The sequence below is a fragment of the Paraburkholderia atlantica genome (assembly GCF_000092885.1).
In the GTDB taxonomy this organism is placed as follows: domain Bacteria; phylum Pseudomonadota; class Gammaproteobacteria; order Burkholderiales; family Burkholderiaceae; genus Paraburkholderia; species Paraburkholderia atlantica.
Genome location: NC_014118.1, coordinates 1881559 through 1902091 on the forward strand (window position 1 = coordinate 1881559; position 20533 = coordinate 1902091).

The 20533-nt window shown below is 63.0% G+C and carries 13 protein-coding genes; 5 read left to right on the forward strand and 8 right to left on the reverse strand.

Annotation, left to right across the window (positions count from 1 at the left end; genetic code table 11):
* Positions 1-14 precede the first annotated feature (14 nt).
* From BC1002_RS24490 to BC1002_RS24505, 4 genes are all read right to left on the reverse strand, one after another.
* Complete coding sequence (locus BC1002_RS24490) at positions 15-677, reverse strand: HD domain-containing protein (protein ID WP_013092689.1); 663 nt, start codon at positions 675-677, stop codon at positions 15-17.
* 44 nt (positions 678-721) lie between these two features.
* On the reverse strand, positions 722-2608 hold the full coding sequence (locus tag BC1002_RS24495) for an amidohydrolase (RefSeq protein ID WP_013092690.1): 1887 nt from the start codon (positions 2606-2608) through the stop codon (positions 722-724).
* Between the two features lie 112 nt (positions 2609-2720).
* On the reverse strand, positions 2721-3356 hold the full coding sequence (locus BC1002_RS24500; RefSeq protein WP_013092691.1) for a hydrolase: 636 nt from the start codon (positions 3354-3356) through the stop codon (positions 2721-2723).
* Positions 3357-3638: 282 nt separating this feature from the next.
* Positions 3639-6503, reverse strand: coding sequence for an ATP-binding protein (locus tag BC1002_RS24505; RefSeq protein WP_013092692.1), 2865 nt, complete (start codon positions 6501-6503; stop codon positions 3639-3641).
* Between the two features lie 425 nt (positions 6504-6928).
* On the opposite strand from BC1002_RS24505, the gene BC1002_RS24510 reads away from it, so the two are divergent.
* The 4 genes from BC1002_RS24510 (at position 6929) to BC1002_RS24525 (ending at position 10739) form a co-directional block, all read left to right on the forward strand.
* Positions 6929-7837, forward strand: coding sequence for an AraC family transcriptional regulator (locus BC1002_RS24510; protein ID WP_013092693.1), 909 nt, complete (start codon positions 6929-6931; stop codon positions 7835-7837).
* Positions 7838-8097: 260 nt separating this feature from the next.
* Positions 8098-9567 (forward strand): ATP-binding protein, encoded by a 1470-nt coding sequence (locus BC1002_RS24515; RefSeq protein WP_238537963.1) that lies wholly within the window; start codon positions 8098-8100, stop codon positions 9565-9567.
* Positions 9568-9630: 63 nt separating this feature from the next.
* Positions 9631-10014 (forward strand): response regulator transcription factor, encoded by a 384-nt coding sequence (locus BC1002_RS24520; RefSeq protein WP_013092695.1) that lies wholly within the window; start codon positions 9631-9633, stop codon positions 10012-10014.
* A 53-nt stretch (positions 10015-10067) separates the two neighbouring features.
* The gene (locus BC1002_RS24525; RefSeq protein WP_013092696.1) at positions 10068-10739 is read left to right on the forward strand and encodes a response regulator transcription factor; all 672 of its coding nucleotides are present in this window, start codon (positions 10068-10070) and stop codon (positions 10737-10739) included.
* Between the two features lie 33 nt (positions 10740-10772).
* Here the strand turns inward: BC1002_RS24525 and BC1002_RS24530 are convergent, their stop codons facing one another.
* Positions 10773-16304 (reverse strand): trifunctional serine/threonine-protein kinase/ATP-binding protein/sensor histidine kinase, encoded by a 5532-nt coding sequence (locus tag BC1002_RS24530; RefSeq protein WP_013092697.1) that lies wholly within the window; start codon positions 16302-16304, stop codon positions 10773-10775.
* Between the two features lie 284 nt (positions 16305-16588).
* Between BC1002_RS24530 and BC1002_RS24535 the strand changes: the two genes are divergently transcribed.
* Positions 16589-17632 carry an MBL fold metallo-hydrolase gene (locus BC1002_RS24535; RefSeq protein ID WP_013092698.1) on the forward strand — a complete coding sequence of 348 codons (1044 nt, stop codon included), beginning with the start codon at positions 16589-16591 and terminating at the stop codon, positions 17630-17632.
* A gap of 72 nt (positions 17633-17704) precedes the next feature.
* On the opposite strand, the gene BC1002_RS24540 is transcribed toward BC1002_RS24535, so the two are convergent.
* The 3 genes from BC1002_RS24540 to BC1002_RS24550 all read right to left on the reverse strand — a co-directional run bounded on the left by BC1002_RS24540 (position 17705) and on the right by BC1002_RS24550 (position 20529).
* Positions 17705-18103, reverse strand: a complete 399-nt coding sequence (locus tag BC1002_RS24540) for a DUF3331 domain-containing protein (protein WP_013092699.1) — start codon at positions 18101-18103, stop codon at positions 17705-17707.
* 65 nt (positions 18104-18168) lie between these two features.
* Positions 18169-18993: an alpha/beta fold hydrolase gene (locus tag BC1002_RS24545; protein ID WP_013092700.1), complete on the reverse strand. Its 825-nt coding sequence runs from the start codon at positions 18991-18993 to the stop codon at positions 18169-18171.
* Between the two features lie 57 nt (positions 18994-19050).
* On the reverse strand, positions 19051-20529 hold the full coding sequence (locus BC1002_RS24550; RefSeq protein WP_013092701.1) for an alginate export family protein: 1479 nt from the start codon (positions 20527-20529) through the stop codon (positions 19051-19053).
* Between the last annotated feature and the right edge of the window lie 4 nt (positions 20530-20533).

Below are 20533 nucleotides of genomic sequence, written 5' to 3' on the forward strand. Positions count from 1 at the left end.
CCGCGCAGTGTCTGCTAGTCCTGCCACCGTGAGCCGAGAATCTGCCCGCAGTAATTTCCCCTGCAATATTCCGGATCGAGGCGATCGAGAATGTCTGCGCTCCGCGTACCGAAGGTCGTCTCCGGACGGTGAGCAACGCCACGCCCGATCGCACCGATGATCTCGTGCCTGAAGTGCTTGCCGCGCGGATAAGCGGCCAGCACCCCCGCGCGCTCTCCATCCGTATGGGTTTCGAAATGCGCTGCGACGAGATCCGTACACACTGCGGCTGCCAGCACTTTCGCGAGTGGCGACACGCGCTCCGGGATGCCCGGCGATGTGTGCAACGCGATGGCGTTCCACGCATCGTCCTGCGCCTGAACGCTCGCACCGTAATAACGCAGAAGCCCACGCGCCGCATCGGCGCCGTCCAATTCATAACGCGCGCTAGAATGGGCATACGCCGCACTCAGTCCCATGTTCGCGTACATCGAGCTCACGTAGAGCGAGTCCATATCGCACACGATGCCGCCTCGGCGGGCGTTCAGCGCCGCGAAGACGAACACACGGTGCGCATGGCCGAGCAATACGGCCGGCAACGCTGCATGAGCGCTCTCGGCAGCGGCGATCGCGACCGATGTGCGCGGAATGCGGATGCCCACGATATCTGCGTCCGCTCCGAATGAGCCTGGTCGCATGTCCATTTCCTTTGCGTCGATATGAGGTGTCGCGCGCTGCCCGCTCAGAACGCGAAGCAGCTACAGCCGAGCGCGCCCCAGAATGTGTTGGCGTCGCTGGCGGGCACATTGCTGCGCCATGCCCAACCGTGCGCATGGTTGTGCACGCCGCAAAGGTTCACGCAGGCGTCGTTGCACGACTGCGCGAGAACGGCGTTCGTCACGACGGGCTTGTAGCGCGCATAGCCACCGAACTCTGCGACCGGCGACCACACGGGGCTCACCGGCAGCGCCGGCGGGTTCAGCGAGTCGAATTCCGCGTCGGCATACACGACGCGGCCGTTCACGACCGTCAGCACCGACTCGAGATGTTTGATCGACTCTTCGTCGATCGTGAAGAAGTCGTCGCTCAGGACCGCAAAGTCGGCGTACTGGCCGGGCACCAGCGCGCCCTTCTTCGTTTCGTCGCTGGAGAACCACGCGCTGCCCACCGTGTAGCGGCGCAACGCTTCCATGCGTTCGAGACGGTCACGCTGCGCGTACATCGGCGTGCCGCCCACGGTGCGCCCGGACACGAGCCAGTACAGCGACACAAAGGGGTTGAAGCTCGCCACCCGGGTGGCGTCGGTGCCCGCGCCGACAGGCAACCCGGCTTCGAGCATCTTGCGCACGGGCGGCGTGCGCGCCGCGGCCTCGGCACCGTAACGCGCGATGAAGTATTCGCCCTGATACGCCATCCGATGCTGGATCGCGATGCCGCCTCCGAGCGCCGCGATGCGCTCGATGTTGCGCTCCGAAATCGTCTCACAGTGGTCGAAGAACCAGCGCAGGCCGTCGAACGGCGTGTCGGCGTTCACGCGCTCGAACACGTTCAGGAAGCGCTCGATCGACTCGTCGTAGGTCGCGTGCAGACGCCACGGCCAGCGGTTGCGCACCAGCAGGCGCACGACGTCTTCGAGTTCCTTCTCCATGCCTTCCGGCAGGTCGGGACGCGGCTCGAGAAAGTCTTCGAAGTCCGCCGCCGAGAACACCAGCATTTCGCCCGCGCCGTTGACCTTCAGGAAGTCGTCACCGTCGCCGGGACGGGTGGCTTTCACCCACTTCGCGAAGTCCTCGATCTCGCGCTTCGCGTTCTGAGTGAAAAGGTTGTAGGCGATGCGCACGGTGAGCTGATCGCGCTTCGCGAGTTCCATGATCACCGCGTAGTCGTCGGGATAGGCCTGATAGCCGCCGCCCGCGTCGATCGCGCTCGTCACGCCGAGGCGGTTCAGTTCGCGCATGAACTGGCGCGACGAATTCATCTGATCGTCGAAAGGCAGCTTCGGCCCCTTCGCGAGCGTCGCGTAGAGCAAGCCCGCATTCGGGCGCGCGATCAGCATGCCGGTGGGATTGCCGCGCCGGTCGCGCTGGATCTCGCCGCCGGGAGGATTCGGCGTGTCACGCGTGTAGCCGACCGCACGCAACGCCGCCGCGTTGAGCAGCGCGCTGTCATACAGATGCAAAATGAAAACCGGCGTGTCAGGTGCGATCGCGTTGATTTCATCGAGCGTGGGCCCGCGCTTTTCCGCGAACTGAAATTCGTTCCAGCCGCCGACCACGCGCACCCATTGCGGCGCCGGCGTGCGCGCGACTTGCGCGCGCAACATCTCGAGCGCGTCGGCAAGCGACGGAACCCCGTCCCAGCGCAATTCCATGTTGAAGTTCAGGCCGCCGCGGATCACGTGCAGATGCGAGTCGTTCAGACCGGGAATCACGGTGCGGCCGTTCAGATCGATACGGCGCGCATCGTCACGCGTCCATTGCATGACGTCGCGCTCACTGCCGGTCGCTACGATTTTGCCGTCAGCGACGGCCAGCGCCGTGACGAACGAACGACGCTCGTCCTGGGTCGCAATCTTGCCGTTGTAGATCACCAGGTCGGCGATGCGGACAGGTTGATTGGGTGCGCTCATCGACGCCCTCCTATGTGCTCTATTCGATTTGCCCTTTGCGCCTGACGACGGCGCAAAGAGTGTGAGATGCGGGCTAGCGCGCGATTTGCGCACCTGCGGCCCAGATTCAACGTCAGGCCGCTTCGCTCGCGTGTTCGCCGAGGATCTGCTTCGCGTAACGCACGCCGATGCCGTACGCGCTGTGCGCCTTGAAGATGTCCATGCAGCCTTCGTAGGTCTCGCCGCGGGCCCAGTCGCGTTGCAGTTCACACATGAACTGCAGCGAGGTCATCGGCACCGCGCCGGCCTGGATCACGCGTTGAATCGCGCGCTCGTGCGCTTCTTCGGTGATGTCGCCGCACGCGTCGGTCGGCACGTAGATCTCAAAGCCTTCCGCGAGCATCTGAACGGTCGGGAATGCCACGCACACTTCCGTCCACAGACCGGCGATCACGATCTTCTTGCGGCCCGTGGCCTTGATCGCCGCGCGGAAACCCGCGTCTTCCCACGAGTTCATCGAGGTGCGATCGACCGGCTTGATCTGCGGGAACACCTGCTGCACTTCGGGCAGCAGGTGGCCGCTGAACGAGTCCGCGGCGATCGTCGTGAGGACCGTCGGCACCTTGAACAGCCTGGCGGCCTTCGCGAGGATCTGCACGTTGTGCAGCACGGTGGTGCGCTCGTGCGAGTGCGTGCCGAAGAACATCTGCGGCTGGTGGTCGATCAGCGCGAGCGCGCAGTTCTCGGGGGTCAGCAGTTCAAAAGCCATGGTTGCTCCAGTGAGGTACGGGTGTGGACACGCGATGCCGCGCGCAGCGGTCATCGAACGCGTGCAGATTACGGATCGCGCGCCTTAAAGTCCTTGGGAAAACCTGAAGCGTTATGAACGGCTCAGCTCGCCTGAAGCGAGCGCGCAAGAGTGGACGTCAGTCCGGGAGGAAGGGGAGCAGGTCGGCGTTGATCTTGCCGACGTGCGTGCTGCACGATTTCGCTGAGTAGCAAACTACCGGGTCAGCCCGCGACTGAGCCTGAGTCACGAGCGATGCGCCGATCAGGCCGCGTACCCCTGAAGACGTTCGGCCAGACTCACGAGACGCTGAAAATCAGGCGCCTTCGATGCAACGTCGATCTGCTTGATCCGTTCATTAAGCAGATTTCTGGCAGCGGCAACTTCTCCCCGATCGAGCAGGTGTTCCGCAAGCTGATATTCGGCGCGCATTGCCCAAAGCGGTGCGCCGTCGGAATCCGCCTGCTCGATCGCAGCTCTGAGCAGGCGTTCACCTTTCTGTTGGCGTTGGGCGATTTCGGCTGCGGGAGCTTCGCCGAGTGCTGCACACTGCAATTCGAGCCAGCCCCGAACACGCGACAATTCAGGCACGTTAAAGCGATTGCCATTCGCCTTGGCAAATGCGAGCGCCTCATCCAGCCGCACCCGCGCCTCTTCTATGCGCCCAACCCGGCCCAGCGCTTCCGCATATAGCACATAGATTGGCATGACCACCCGCTGGAATCCGCGAGAAACGAGCCGCTGCAGTACGGGCTCCAACCGTTCGAGCACGTTGTCTTCTCGCCCTGCCATCACGTCTGCCTTGACGGCGAGATACTCCGCATAATCTCGCCAGTTATCGAGTCGATGACTTGCCGCTTGCGAGCGCAACAACGCCAGATAGTTCGACGCCGCCTGTTGCTCTCCAGATTCGAGCGCGACGGGTACGGCAATGAGTGCGAGTACGTGATTGAGCGACGGCTCGAGCATATCGCCGCGAATCCGGTCCAGCGAGCGTTCAACGAGTCGCATCGCGCGCTCGGGCTTGCACTGCAGCAAGGCGATCCGTGCCGCGGTGCCGGTCGCCCAGATCAGCGGGTCGATGGTCAGCCATGTTCCCGCCGAGATCGGCAGGCTCAGTCCGGCGATAGCTTCGATTGCCTGCTCCAATCGCTCACCGGCCTGTTCCTGCTCGCCCAGGTAGTGCAACGAAATTGCAATCATCTGCTCCGCGAGGGACTGCCGCCAGCGTGAGTCACCGCCCGAGACCGCATGCTGATAGCGCAATGCGTAGCGCATCGAGGTGTGGATGTCGCCGGTCGTGAGCATGGTATTCCACAGGCCCCAAAGCGCATCGATGGCAAATTCGTCATTGCCGGTCGCGCGTGCGAGCCGCAATACACGCTCCCACAACAATGGCGCCCGAGCGACGTCCTCGTCGGTGTGGATCAACGACGCCGCGTAGGCCGCGCACAATTTCATCTCGCACTCCGCATCGACGGAGCCGGCAGGCAGTCCATCCAGTACCGTCAACGCGCGTCGCGCCCGCTCGCAGCACTCTCTGACGTGCGACGCCCCGAGCAACCGGCCGACAAGTGCGCCAGCGAGCGCCACGCCGAGCGCCGGGTCGCCTTCCGCGGAAAAGGCCCAGTCGTATGCGCTGCGTGCGTCATCTAGTGAAAATCGTGGGCTCGCGCCAGGCCCCTCGTCGTCGCCGCCCGCAACGAACGGCCCGCTCCCTTCGATATAGCTGCGCATATAGCGCACGTGACGCGCTGCAATGATCTGGGACTCGCCTTCGTCACGCAGCTTCTCGAGCGCATAGGCGCGGGTACTTTCGGTGAGCCGATAAAATGCGATGGCCCCTCGAAACTCGACGTTCAGCAAAGACTTGGCTGCCAGCTCCGACAGGCTCGAGATGATCACCGCAACCGACATATCAGGTTCAGCCGCGACTGCACATACCGCCTCGAAACTGAACGTGCTGAAAAAGCAACCGGTTCTGCGAAACAGCGCCTGCGACGCGCTGTCGAGCATCATGTAGCTCCAATCGAAGGTTGCCCGCAAGGTCTGATGGCGCGGCAAACCGGATCGCAACCCGCCGGTGAGCAGGTTCAATCGGTCATCGAGCCGAGAGGCGACACCTTCGAGGCCGAGCGTCGCCACCCGGGCTGCAGCGAGTTCGATTGCGAGCGGCAGCCCGCCAAGCCGGCGGCAAATCTCGGCGACGAGCGCAATGCTCGCCTCGTCGTGCGCGCACTCGGGTGCGAGGCTGAACGCGCGACGCAGAAACAGTACGACGGCCGAGTAACCGAGTATCGCATCGGTCATTTCTCCGCTCGCTGGGACGGCAAGCGGCTCGAGGCGCAGCACGGTTTCACCCCAGATATGCAGAGGCTCGCGACTGGTCACCACAAAACGCGCCATTGGGTTGCGCGCTACCAGCGCATCGACGAGGCTCGCGACCACATCGATTACGTGCTCCGCGTTGTCCAGGATGACAAGGCAATTGGACGCCGCGATGGCGGTCGCGATGGCATCGTCGTAGGTATCGTCCGGGCCCATGATTACGCCAAGCGCTTCGGCCAGCGTCGCGAGCACCGTATCGCGCGATGATGCCTTCCACAGCTCGACGAAACATACATGACGTCCGTATCGGCTTTCCATCTCACTCGCCACGCAGCGGGCGAGGCAGGTCTTGCCAATACCGCCCGCACCCACCACGGTGATGACGGCCGTCGAGCCGACCTGTTCGATTATTCGTGCAACCTCGCCTTCACGCCCGATGGGAAATTCACCGCGCGCTGGCGCCGCCTTCCCAGCGACCGCAAGACTGTCCGTGCCGCGGGCCGGAATAACCTCGGTCGGCCGAACAAGCACATAGCCGCGGCCGGGTACCGTTTTGATCAGATCGCGATCGGCACCCAGCAGCTTGCGCAGCGCAGCCATATGAACCTGAAGGCGATTCTCCTCGACGATGACGCCTGGCCAGACGGCGTCCATGATTTCATCCTTGGAGAGGACCGCGCCGCGGGCCCGGTACAACTCTTCGAGAATCGCAAACGCGCGTGCGCCCAACCGTACAGGCTGCCCGTTCTGTCTGATTTCGCGCTGGTCGAAATCGACACTCAAAGTGCCGATCTCAATCATGGTCATCTCCAGGCAGTATTGTCGTGGCTAAGCGCTGGATGACTCGCATCAGGTTGAATTTCCATTCCGGGGAACAACAAACACATAGGCTTCGAAACCAGTCCGTACCCGTGCTCTCTGCATTTTCGCCAATAAATTGTAATCAATCGTCATGCATACGTATTGAACAATAATCCACTCCGATCCCTGTCTTTTGAGCGCTTAGATCTCGACGAATCGTCTGCGCGCCGATCGGAACGGGTACTCCGGCCGCCGCCAAAACACCGGTCGACGCAGCGAATCCCCCCAAAGCCGCCGATCCGATGTGCATTGCCGGCGCGTTTTGTCATGGTATAAATGTCACCCTTTTGATGGATTCGACGGAACCCGATTGGCGTTTTCACGGATCATCTTGCCCAGGTTCTATTGCTATCTACTCGCCTCCTATGATTTCGCGCGAATCGCCCGCCAGCGTTCCGAAACTGCCAAAGGACAATCTGGGTTGCGTCGCGGGTAAACTCAGCAAAGACTTCGAAGCAGTCGGCAACGATATCTCCTTCTACCGCAAGTGCATGGCCGAGCCTGACTTGAGCCGCATCGCCATGCCGGCAAGCGAGCGAGGCTTTCTGGTAGGGGTGTCGCTCGGCAACGGTCATCAGAGAAGGATTCTTCGAGGCGCACGCTCGTTCGTCAGACGGTTTGAAATCGACTCCATATATATCCGGGATTTTTCTGAAGACTATCAAGCGGATATGTATGGCAATTTCGATTTCGTGCTCGTCGAATTGTCACGCTCGTTTTTTACTCGACTCGAAGATGAGCATCACGCGCCGGGTATCTCGGGCTTAATCTGCGCCAATGGGCAGAAAGATCCCGTATTAGGGCATCTTTCGCGCGCACTCACGGCAAGTCTCGAAGCGAACGACCCGCTCAGCCGACTTTTCGTCGAGCAGGTGGGGCTTGGCCTCGGCACGCATATCGCGAGGCGGTACGGAAACTTTGCGTCAGCTGACGTGCGCGTCAGCCGCGGGCTATCCAGCGCCATCGAGGCTCGTGCCAAGGAGCTTTTGCTCGACAGCAACCGCGGCGAAATCTCCATTGCCGACATTGCGCGTGAATGCAACCTGTCGCGCGGCTATTTCATCCGGGCGTTTGCCAAGTCCACGGGCCGCACGCCACACCAGTGGTTGCTGGAACAACGCACGGAGCAGGCGCGCCAACTGCTGGAAGAGACCGATATGACGCTATCGGAAATCGCCGCGATTTGCGGGTTTGCAGATCAAAGCCATCTGAGCCGTGTGTTCGTCAAGCTAGTCGGCACAACGCCCGGAGCGTGGCGTAATCGCGCCGTCTAGGAAACCATCGGCGCCACTAACCGGATAGCCCGGGCGCGCTATCAGAGAGAATTCAACCAGGCTTCAGAACAACGCCGAGCGGCCGCGACGGCCTGTCGCCGATCGTTTATACCTATAGATAATGGCGTCTTTCCCGGTGCCGCCCTACGATTCGGTGCGACGTTCGAGAGCAGCGTGATTTCCACGATCACGCGCAAATCTGTAGTTCACCGCGGTTTGGCCAGATGCGCCATCCGGGCTTGCTGGAGGGGAGACGCATCATGTACGTTTTTGATCGAGTTGCGGTCTCCCTCGATGGACGCCAGGTGTTTCGCGACGGCCAGGCTCAGCCGATCGGCGCGCGAGCGTTCGATATCCTCGAACTGCTGATCCGGTCCGCCGGGAAGCTGGTCACGAAAGACGAGATCATGCGTCTCGTCTGGCCGACCACGTTCGTTGTCGAGAACAACATACAGGTTCATATTTCGGCGCTACGCAAGCTCTTTGGCGACGGTTGGATTCGCACTGTACCGGGACGGGGCTACCAGCTCCGCACGCCGTCCCAGATGACTGCGCCCCATGCACCGAGCCAGGAGCTTGCAGCAGCAAAAGCGGTCGCCAGTGTCGTCACGCAGCGGTCGTGGCCGCTCGTTGGCCGCGATGACGACGCCAACACGCTGTACGAGATGCTGCAGCGCGGATCGCTCGTGACGGTAAGCGGCCCGGGCGGCGTTGGAAAAACGCGGCTCGCGTTGAGTGTCGCGAGAGCATGGGCCGACAGCAACCATTTCCAGGTATGCCACGTCGACTTCGCCGGTCACAGCACCCAGCACTCGTGTCTTCTCGCGGTACTCGAGAAACTTGGCGGCGCTCCGGGCAGTAATGCGCCGACGATCGCCGATGTCGTGCAGACGGTGGGCGACCGGCAAATCGTACTCGTATTCGACAACTGCGAAAGAGTCCTTCAGGCTGTAGCCTCGCTATGCGAATGCATCGCGGCATCGAACGGCCATGCCGTCGTTCTGACGACGAGCCGCGAACCGTTGCGCGCAATGGGCGAACGTGTCCACTCGATCTCGCCATTGACACTGCCCGAGGAAAACGCCGGCGAAGCGGAGACGCTCGCGAGCGGCGCTATCAGCATGTTCTTCGAACATGCGCAGGCCTCCGGAATCCGCTTTCCCGCCGACCCGGGAACGCTCAATGTGATCGCCGACATTTGCCGGCGTCTCGGCGGCTTGCCGCTCGCGATCGAGCTGGCCGTCGCGCGGGCCGCGCTGCTGGGCGTGCAAGGACTCCTTCGCGAACTCGAGAAATCGATACTGTGGCTCTCGGGCGGACTCAGGACCGCGCATCCGCGTCAAAAGACGCTACGCGCAACGGTCGAGTGGAGCTACTCGCTGCTCAGCGAGCCCGAGTGCGCGGTGTTGCGCCGGCTCGCCGTATTCCCTCGCACCTTCAATCTCGCGGGTGCCTGCGACGTCATTTCCTGTGCGGACATTGGACGGGACGCCGCACTGACCAGCGTCCTTAGCCTCGCGAAAAAATCATTGCTGACGTTGCATACCGAGGGTCCGGTCAAGAGTTACTCGCTGTTGCCGGTCGAGAGGGCCTATGCGATCGAGCGGCTGATGGAATCCGGCGAATGGCCCTGCTTCCGTTCCCGCTACGTGTCCTCGAAAGACAACGCACCCGCCAATTTCGCTTCCCGAGCCGCCGGAACACAAGAACACAACCAAACCATAGGATAATGGCGCCGAAGTGAAATCCGCTGTTTTTTCCGCCTATTAAATGGGCTCGAACCTCTATAATTCATGGCCATTGTGTACCTCGTCGACGACGATGCGTTGATACGTAGAAGTCTGGCGGGCTTGCTGAAGTCCGCCGGTCATACGGCAACGTGTTTCGAGTCGGGAGAAGCCTTCCTCGCGTCGGAGACCGTCGCGCAGGCCTGCTGCATTCTTCTCGACCTCAAGCTCGGCGGCATGAACGGCCTCGACGTGCAACGGGCGCTGATCGAGCGTGGAACGGCGATCCCTGTCATTTTTATATCGTCGCACGGCGAAGAGGAAGTGGTCGACAAAGCGCTCCGGCAAGGGGCAATCGCCTTCTTCCACAAGCCGTTTTCGGTCGACAGGATATTGGCGTTGATTGATGAAATCGGAACGCGCCAACGCTCCGCTGCGAGCCCATCGTGAGCGGATGTCTGGCGCACTGTGATAACCGGTCCGTCCTCTCGGGCAATACGACTATGGGCGTTTCCGAATCTGCCGCGCGAACTGACCACGTGAAGCAAAGCGCCGAATCCATCGTTTATGTTATCGACGACGACGCAATCCTGCGGCGCTCGCTGAGTTCGCTATTGCGCTCGTACGACCTTCGCGTCGAAACTTTCGCGACGTCCCGCGAGTTCCTCGAATTTCCCCGCCCCGCTGTGCAGAGCTGCCTGATCCTGGACATGCAACTCGAAGACGAGGACGGACTGACGGTGCAGCAGAAGATCGGCAACGCGGGGCTCGGAATTCCCGTGGTCTTCATTACCGGCTACGGCGACGTGGCAAGCTCGGTGACCGCGATGAAAGGCGGAGCGTTGGACTTCCTGACCAAGCCGTTCGAGGACCACGAACTACTGGATGCGATCCAGCGCGCGTTCGCGATCGACAAACAACGCCTCGAACGCGAGCGCTCGCTCGCGGAGGTATCGCGTGCTCATGAGTCGCTGACGCCAAGAGAGCGCGAAGTGATGACTCTCGTCATTTCCGGCCTGATGAACAAACAGATCGCCGCAACCCTGAACCTTCAGGAAATTACGGTGAAGGTTCATCGCAGCCAGGTCATGAAGAAGATGAAGGCGAGAACATTGCCGGATCTCGTTCGCATGGCCGAAGCGCTTGGCATCGAGCCTGCGGAAAAGACTTTCTGACGGCCGGGCGCGTTCAGCGCCGCATCGGCCGGATCATGCTCCGGCCGTGACGGGATGGCATATCTCCGCGGGCAGAGAGAACTGGAACAACGCACCGCCTCGCTGATCGGTACTCGCCCACAACCGTCCGTGATGCGCGCCGATGATCAACCGGCAAATCGCGAGCCCCATGCCGAGACCTTCGGCCTTGCTGGTGTAAAAAGGCTCGAATACCCGCTCGCTAATTTCAGGTGACAGACCCGGTCCCGAATCCCGCACCGCGATCAGCACCGAACCGGCACTGTCGGTTCGGGATCGAATCCACAGTTGGCGCGGCGTATACATCATGTCCTTCATCGCCTCGATTCCGTTCATCAGCAGATTGATCAGCACCTGCTGCAGTTGCACCCGGTCTCCTGTTACCAACGGCATCGACGGTTGCAGCTCGATACGAAGCTGAACGTGGTGTCGGACTATTTCGCCTTGAAGCAGTACCAGCGATTGCTCGATCAGATCATTCAGATCCACCAGCGTGGCGTCCGGCGAGCTCTTCTTCAGCAGCGCGCGCACGCCGGCGATCACCGCACTGGCGCGGTGACCGCCCTCGACGATCCGCTCCACCGTCTCCTTCAATTCGCCGAGATCGGGCGGCGTGCGGGCCAGCCAGCGCAGCGCCGCCTTCGCGTCCGTGATGATCGACGCAAGCGGCTGATTGACGTCGTGCGCGATGGAGGCGGTGAGCGCATTCAGCGTGGTCACGCGCGTGACGTGCGCCAGATCCGCCTGCACCTGCTGCAGGTCTTCCTGAGCGCGCTTGCGCTCCGTCAGATCCAGCACGAAGGACACGCCTTGCTCGCCGCTCTCATCGAAATTGGCCGAGCCTAGAAGAACCGGTACATGGCTGCCATCGCGGTGAAGGAACTCGGTCTCGAACGGAGGCACGGTACCGTTCAGCTTGAACGCCTCCGCGATGCGCGTGTCGCCGTTCAGCCACCCCGGCGCGGTCAGGTCGGTCCAGCGCAGACGCTGCGACAGCAGATCGTCGCGCTCGTAGCCCACCATGCGCAGAAACAGGTCGTTGGCTTCGAGAATCCGGCCGTCCAGATGCCAGATCCAGATGCCGATGATGTTCGCCTCGACAAGGCGATGAATCCGCGCTTCGCGTTGCCCCAGATCCCGGTATAGCCGGGTATTTTCGACTGCGATCGCGGCCTGTGAAGCAAGCAGCTTCAGCACGGCCGTCCTCGCTGGTACGAAAAGCCGCGCCGCGAGATTGTTCTCGAGGTAGAGCACGCCGATCAGCTTGGCTTGCGTCAGAAGCGGCAGGCACAGCACGGATCGGGCACGATGCCGGCGGATGTACGGATCGCCGACGAACAGGCCTTCGACCGACGCGTCGTCGAGGATGATGTTCTCGTCGGTCCGCACCACGTAGTTGAGAATAGCCACGGGTACCGTATCGGGTTCGATCGGGCCGTCGCGCAAGGACACGATCACGGCATCGCCGGCCGTGGTCGCCTCGGCCGCGACGCGCGGCTCGCCGTCGCGGATCAGAAGCAGCAGCCCGCGCTGTGCGCCGGCCTGCTCGATCGCGGTACGCATCAGCGTATTGAGCAGGTTTTCGAGGATCACCTCTTTAGATACCGCCTGCGAGACGGCAATGACCGTCGCCAGATCGAGATGTTCGACCGGCGCGCCGATCGTGCCGCCCGCGGTGCCGATCCGCTCGGTCTCCCGCAGATAGGGGTAGCGGGCTTCCAGCTGCTGGACTTTCCCGAGCGCTCCCCAGCATAGATACCCCTGCCGGGCATCCCGCATATAGACGCGGGCGATCTTTTCGAAGCCGCGCTCGGCATAGAACAGCGCCGCGAGTTCATTGGCAAGCGCCTGATGATGGATCAGGTCATGGTCGCGCGCGAGACCGATTGCCTCTTCGTAGAGCTGCATCGCGTCGGCGGAACGCTGCTCGAGGCGAGCGATCTCCGCGCCGACCAGCGCGGCCTGGCTGCCGAAGTTCGGCTTGCAATGTTCCGCCCACAAACACAATTGCTGATGATGGGCCGCCAGAATCCGCAGGTTGTCGGACCCGGGCTGCTGAAGTTCGGCGTGGCAAAAGGCTGCACGCGCGAGTGCCGCATAGAACTGATACTCGGCCTGCTCGTAAAACGACGGTGACGTCCAAAGCAGAGCCTCGGCGCGTTCGGCCGCGTCGCGAGCCGAAATCGCATCGCCCGCGAAGTATCGCGCCTGCAACTTGCGAATCCAGTACCAGCAGAACGCAAAAGACAGACTCGGATTGCTGCCGACCCGGCTCTCGAACTCCGCCTCGCTGAAACTCGCGTCGTCGAACACACCGAATGTCGGCGTGAGGCCCGCCAGCGTCCGCACCAGTTGGAGTTGCGGAATCATTCGATCGACGCCGAGACCGAAAGCCGTCTGACGCGCGAATTCGACGCTCGCCTCCGCTTCGCGTTGCACCTCTCGGAGCGGCTCGCCGCTTGCCAGCGAATGAGTCAGCAAGTTGTTGCGTATGAAGCACGCAAAGGTTCGGTCCGCGAGCTTCTCGGCCACATCGATCGCACGCTGCAGGATGTCACGGGCGTTTCGGATCGGCTCGGTCCATTGCATCACGTGCCCGCCGAACACCTGATAGACACGCGCGCGGATACGATCCTCGCCGTCCCGCTCGGCGAGCTGGAAACCGAGCCGGCCGAACCGGAAACCCGCCTCGCTGTGCTCGCGTTGCGGGACCAGAATCATGCTCAGCCAGGCGTACCCGAGGCATGACGCCTCGCCATTGCCGTATTCCAGACTGAGGTTGACCATCCGCCCAATGACCAGCGCGCGCAGTGATGCGTCCGTGTACCAGGCGGGCGGCATCAGCGCGGTCAAGACCGCCATGGTGCCGGCGGCAACGGGATCGGTCATCTTCGGCAAATCGAGCAGAGACTCGATCGGCCGCTCGCCGAGCCGGCTCCAGATACTGTCGTACTCTCGTTGCACTTCGCCCGCGGACGGCTGCGAATCCCATGCAACGCCGGCACGCCGCAGATATTCGAGGCCCACCTCGACCGCGCGCTCGCGCCGCCCCAACGCCATCAACAGTTCGAGTCGCAACTGCGTGACCGCGGCGAGATCGGGTAGCCCGATTGCCCTCTGGGAAAGCGCGTGAAGCCGCCCTTCCGCCGCGTCGGAAGCACCCGTCAGGAACTCACTCTCCGCGCGCCGCAACTCCAGCATGAAGACGAGTTCAGGGCGGGTTTCCCACGCGTTTTCCCGCAACAGCGCGCTGCCGGTGGTGAAATGCGTCAACGCCGCGAGGTAAGCCGCGGATGCCATTGCGCGGCTGCCAGCGAGAAGATTCAGTTCGGCGAGCCGTTCCCGCTCACCGACCTCGGTGATCAATGCTGCGCCCCGGTTCAACTGGCCCACGATATCGAACACCAGCTCCCGCGCGTGGTCGGGCGACAACTCCGTCACGAGGCGCCGGCCGATCGCGAGATGCGCCTCGGCGCGCGCCCATGGCGCAATCAATGCGTAGGCCGCCTCGTGCACGCGGTCGTGCAGGAATCGATAGGACGCGTCTTTGCGCAACACGAGCCCCGCGGTAACCGCCGGTCGCAGCGCCTCATCGAGATCCGCGAGCGTCCCGTGACGCGCGATGACGAGAACGTCGACCGGCACTTCGTTGCCAACGCACGCCATCAGCTTCAACACGTCCTGGGTTTGCTCGGGAAGACGTCCCAACCGGGTCAGCATCAGGTCGACGACGTTGTCGGTGAATCCCTTCGCGCGGATCTGGTCGAGATCCCATGACCAGCGGGCGGTCCGGTGATCGAACACGAGCATGTCCTCGTCCAGCAGCGTGTTCAGAAAATGAATCGCAAAGAACGGATTACCGGCCGTCTTTTGCTGCATCAATTCCGTCAGCGCCGCGCTGCTTTGCAGGTCGCAACGAAGAACATCCGCGACAATCTGGCTCATCTGATCGCTGCGAAGGCCTTCGAGCGCGATGGCGCTGACTCGGGTTCCAGCCCGGCGAATCGAGGCCAGGCATCGTGGCAAAGGATGGCCCGCTGCAATTTCGTTGTCACGGTATGCGCAAACGAACAGCACGTGCCTCAGTTCCGGATGCGTCGCAAGGTGCTCGATAAGATCGAGGGTCGCCGCGTCGAGCCACTGCACATCGTCGAGAAAGAGAACCAGCGGAGACTCGGCACGCGCGAACGCGCCAATCAGGCTGCGGAACGCAAGCTGAAAACGATGGCGGGCGTCCTGCAAAGGCAGATCGTTGACGACCGGCTGTTGCCCGAGGATCAGTCCGATTTCGGGGATCAGCGTGGCCAGCAGACTCGCGTTGGGTCCCAGCGCGTCGTCGAGCCCGGCGCGCCACGGAGCCAGTTCGGTTTCGCTGCGCGCGAGCAGCGGGCGGATCAGCGTCTGCAGCGCTAACGCGAGCGTCGAATAGGGTATTTCACTGCGGTACTGGTCCACTTTCCCGCTGGCAAACCGCACGCGTTGCATGCCGATCTGCCGTTGAAATTCGGTCACCACCGCCGTCTTGCCGACTCCCGCATAGCCCGAAATCAGAACGAGTTCCGGCTTGCCTTGCTGCTCGACGCGTTCGAAAGCCGTGAGCAGCGCTGCGATTTCCGACTCGCGTCCATAAAGGCGCGTGGGAGCCATCAGGCGATGCGCGAAATCCTGTTGTCCGAGCGCAAAGGTTTCGATGCCTCCATCGGCGCTCTGGCTCGCGCGGCAGCGGCGCAGATCGGCTTCAAGACCCGCCGCGCTTTGATAGCGTTCATCGGGCGTCTTGGCGAGAAGCTTCAGCACGATGTCCGACAGAGCGACGGGAATCGTCGGCAGACGTTCGACTGGCGAGACCGGCTGTCGGGCGAGATGGCTGTGCACCCAATCCGCCGTATCGCCGGCGCTGAAGGGCAATACGCCCGTCAGCATCTCGTAGAACATCACGCCGAGCGCGTACAGATCACTGCGAGCGTCCACCGGCCGGTTCATGCGCCCCGTTTGCTCCGGCGCCATGTAAGCGAGGTTGCCCGTGACCGCACTGACCTGTGAATGCGCTTCGACACCGCGGGAAATCCGCGACGCGACGCCAAAGCCGGTGATGGCTGTCGTCCCCGCCGACGCGTCCGTGAAGATATGTGCGGGCTTCAGATCCCTGTGGATGAGCCCGCGCTGATGAATCTGGCTCAGCGCCGAAGCGATGCCGATCGCACGGTCCAGAAACCGGTCTGTTTCCATGGCGGCGCCCAGCAGCGCCGTGAGCGGCTGACCACCCGGGTCCTTCAGCAGCAGCACGGTGTGGCCCTGTTCTCGCAGCAGCTTCAGTGGCGTGGCGGCCCAAGCGCCGACCAGTTCGTCCCTGAGTTTGTACTCGTGCGTCAGGCGCGCGGCGCTCGCAGGATCGGCGCGCGATGCGGAAATCCACACGGCCAGCACCGCTTCGCGGCGACCGTCGGGCGCGAGATGCCAGCCGCGGCCAAGCGCGCGATCGCCCTCTTCGAGCACGAACTGCAAATACACCTTGTCGCCGGAATTGAAAAAAAAGGACGGGCTCATCAACGGACTCTCGCACCTTACCGAGGGAAGCTCACGCACTCGATCGGGTGCGATCGGGAAAGTGTCGTGCCGAATGGTCTTCGGGAATGTCGACGGCATTATGCCAGTCGGGTTCAATTCCGAAGCGCAGTCCAGTCCAAAACCTGAAGAGTTCTGAACGGCAGCTTAAACGTCCTGCCCGCGACGAAACTTTAAGAACGCTTCATTAGGCATCGAGCCGGTTCGAATTCGAGAATGAGTGAGGCGCACGTTGCGCAACCTTCCAACCACCCGAAGCAACCACTATGCATACCCAATCTTCAGTCTTCCCTGCTGTTCCACACCGCGAGCGTTCGTGCACGGCGCTGACCTTCTTCGCAGGGCTCGCCGCACTGCTGGTTTCCCTTCACGCCGCGCTCGCACATGCGGCCGCACCGCAGGTCGGCACGCAAGGCCCCGGCTTCTATCGCATGATGCTGGGCTCCTACGAAATCACGGCGCTGCTCGACGGCACACATCCGTTTCCCGTCGACACCGTGATGACGGACGTGCCGCGCCGAGTGATCGACCAGGATCTCGCGGAAGATGATCTCGCGTTGCCGCTACAAGGTTCGATCAACGCGTTTCTGATCAACACCGGCAGCCAGCTGATCCTGATCGATACCGGCGCGGGCGTGCTTTACGGCGATTGCTGCGGCCATCTGCTCGCGAACCTGCGAGCCGCCGGCTATCAGCCTGAACAGGTGGACCAGGTGCTGCTCACGCATATGCACAAGGACCACGTTGGCGGCGTGATTCGCGCCGGCCAGATGGCATTTCCCAACGCGGTGCTGCGCGTGTCGCAACGGGAGGCCGATTACTGGCTCGACGCCGGCAACAAGAAAACCGCGCCGTCGTTTCTGAGTTCGTTCTTCGATTCGGCGGCGCAATCGGTGGCCCCCTATATCGCGGCGGGACGTTTCCGGCCGTTCGACGGCGACGCCACGATCGCGCCCGGTGTCAGCGCACTCGCCACGCCGGGTCACACGCCGGCACATACGGGCTATGTCGTGAAAAGCGGGCAGCAGACGCTGATCGTCTGGGGTGACATCATCCACGTCGCGGCCATCCAGTTGCGCGACCCGAGGGCTTCCGTCGAGTACGACTCGGACGCCGCCGCGGCCAGGCAGTCCCGCCTCGCGTTGCTCGACCGTGCGGCGCGCGAACATGACGTGATCGCGGCCGCGCATATTTCGTTTCCGGGTCTCGGGCATGTGCGCAAGGAGGGCGGCAGCTACGTGTGGATTCCGCTGAATTACGATGCGGACCCGGCAAGCCACGCCGCGACCGCCGTCAAGGCGGCGCCCTGAAGTAGACGCGCGAGCGCGCGTCAGAGAAAGCGCCGGGGACGCTGGCAACAGCGCCCGGCGCGCGGCGCTCAGCTATTGCGCCGGGCAAGCACGCATCGCGGAGGTGCGGATCATCGCGTCCGCATTGACCGCGCCGGTGCGACCGCACGGTTTGAAGATTTCGTCGCCACGGCTGATCGGCTCGCCGCTCAGCGCGCAAACGCCCGACTTGCGGGCGCGCACCAGACGCCACAGCTGTGCGCCGTAATAACAATTCGTCGAATCGCGCCACTCGATCGTGGCGCTCGTCCTGGTGGGCCGTTCGACAACGATGATGGTCGCGTGACCGCCCCCGGCTCGCGTGGCCGAGCGATCGGCATGGCGAAGCTTCTTTGAGAGAGACATCTGCTGTTCATCGTCGGTCTGCTCGGCTCTCGCCAGCGATCCTACGATTCGAGCCCACGTGTCCTGTACTTCCATTTCTACGAACATCGTCGTCACTCCGTCTCTGAACGTCTACCGGGGGATGAAATGCGCGGCTGAACCAGGCCGCCAGCTCAGGCGGTCGCCGCAAATGCGAGCAGATCGCGGTTCAGGCGTTCCGCATGGGTCAGCATCAACGCATGCGGAGCGCCATCATAGACGTCGAGCGTGGCGCCTTTGACGAGCCGCGCCGCCGCGCGCGAAGTCAGATCGAGTGGCGCGGTCTGATCGTCGCCGCCATGAACGAACCACGTGGGAATATCGATTCGCGCGAGATCGGCGTGGAAATCCGTGGCCGAAAATGCCGTCACGCAGTCGATCGTCGCCTTCAGAGAAGCCTGCATCGCCATGTTCGAGAGCCAGTCGTGCACCGGCTTCGTTACCGCCGAATCAGGCCGGTTGGCGCCCGTGACGAGCGGGTTGAAGGCATCGACGAAACTCGCGCGGTCGCGGCGCAGCGCGTCGCGCATGCCTTCGAATACCGCAGGGTCGACGCCCTCCGGGTTGTTCTCGCCACGCTGCAGGCCCGGCGTCACCGATCCGATGAACACCGCTCGCGAGACGCGGCGGGTCCCATGTCTTGCGATGTAACGCGCCACTTCGCCACCGCCCATCGAAAATCCGACCAGCACCGCATCCTCGAGCGCGAGCGTCTCCAGCACAGCGTGAAGATCGTCGGCGAGCGTGTCGTAGTCATACCCTGTCCACGGCTGAGCCGAGCGGCCGAAGCCGCGGCGGTCGTAAGCCACGGCACGAAACCCGTGCGCGGCGAGATGCAGCATTTGCGGGTCCCACATGTCGGCATTGATCGGCCAGCCGTGAATGAACACCACGGGACGTCCCACGCCCCAATCCTTGTAGTAGAGCGACGTGCCGTCGGGCGTGTCGATGAATTTCATATGCGTTTCCTCATTCGTTTGAACGTGCTCGCGGCAAGCTGCGCGCGAGCCGTGCGCTTACCAGCCAAACTTTGCTTCGACGCCGACGTAGTCCGCGTTGCGCGCGCCGAGCGCGCGGATCGAATCGCCGACTTCGAAGTGCACGGCTTCGAGCGCGAGCGCGACGTTGTCGTTGACGCTCCAGTCCGCTCGCACCTGTGCGTACATGCCGGTCCAGAGATTGCCCTTGCCTGCCGTGCCTGGCACCGTCGCCATGCCCTGGCCGTAAATCGCGTCGGCCGTGGTATCGCGCCACTGGAAACCGAGCGCGGTGAGCAGCGTCACCTTCGGCGCCAGCCTGAAGGTGACCGACGGCTTCACGTGGATCAGGTTGCTGTATCCGGTGTAGCCCGCCAGCGTGAAGTAGTAGCCGTTGGGAAAGAGCGGATTGAAGGTCTCGACGCGGCCGTCGCCGGGATGCCGGTCGCCCGACGCGCCGTCGACCTGCAGGCCGATGCGCGGCTTGCCCGGCAACGCGGCGAACGTGTAGCCGCCCAGCGCGCCGAATGCCCACGCGCCGATCGTGTCGGTGCCCACGTGGCCGGTTTGCAGCATCGCTTCCACGTCCCAGTCGAGCGACGCGTTTTTGCCCGTGTAGCGCGCATCGAACACATCGCGCCGCTCGGTGCCGGCCGCGTCGAGAAACCGTGCGTTGTCGCGCGTGTAAAGCGACCAGTAAGCGGACAGATCGCCCGGCCCCACGCTCGCGCGCTCAACCCGCACGCCACTGAAGGTCAGGTGACCGTTCGACACGTCGTCGAAAACCCGCTCGTCGCGATACTGGACCGGTTGCGTCAGATAACCGATGAAGCGCCACTTGCCGAGCTCGTAGTCGGCCCACAGCGCATCGAACGCCTGGCGCACGTTCGGACCGTCGCGCACCGAAACGAAACGCTGCAAGTCGAACGCCATTTCCTGACGACCGACGCGCGCCTTGAAGGTACCGGGCCCCACTCCACCGACGAACGCGATGAACGCCTGCTCGGTGTCGAGCGGATTGCGGTCGACGGGCGTGACCGAATCCTTGCCGAACGGCCGCGCATCGACGAGCTGGAAGAAGGCCTGCACGTGCGAGCCGAAGCGCGCGTCCGCATGCACCTCGGCACGCTGGATCACCCAACTGTCCGGCGTCTGGCTCCCGAGGCCGAACAACGGCGTGTTGTTCAACTCGAAGCGCTCGCGCAGATTGGCGCCGAGCGACAGATACCAGCTGGGGTCGCTCGACAGCGGAATGTACTTCAACGCATCGAGCGGCTTGCGCGGCACGCACGGATTCGCGAGCGCACCCCAGTCCTCCTGCCAGCGATTGAACGAGGGAACCGGGCGTTGCGCATTGCAGGCGACGGACGATGCGGCCACCGCCTGCGCGGTCTGCGCATGCGCCGCGCCCGCCTGCAAGCCTGCGCACGTGGCGAACGCGGCGAACATGACGTTCGCGCGGACCGCACGCGCGAGCGCCGTGCTGCGTTTGGCGCGTGATAACTCGCGAGTCCTCATGCCA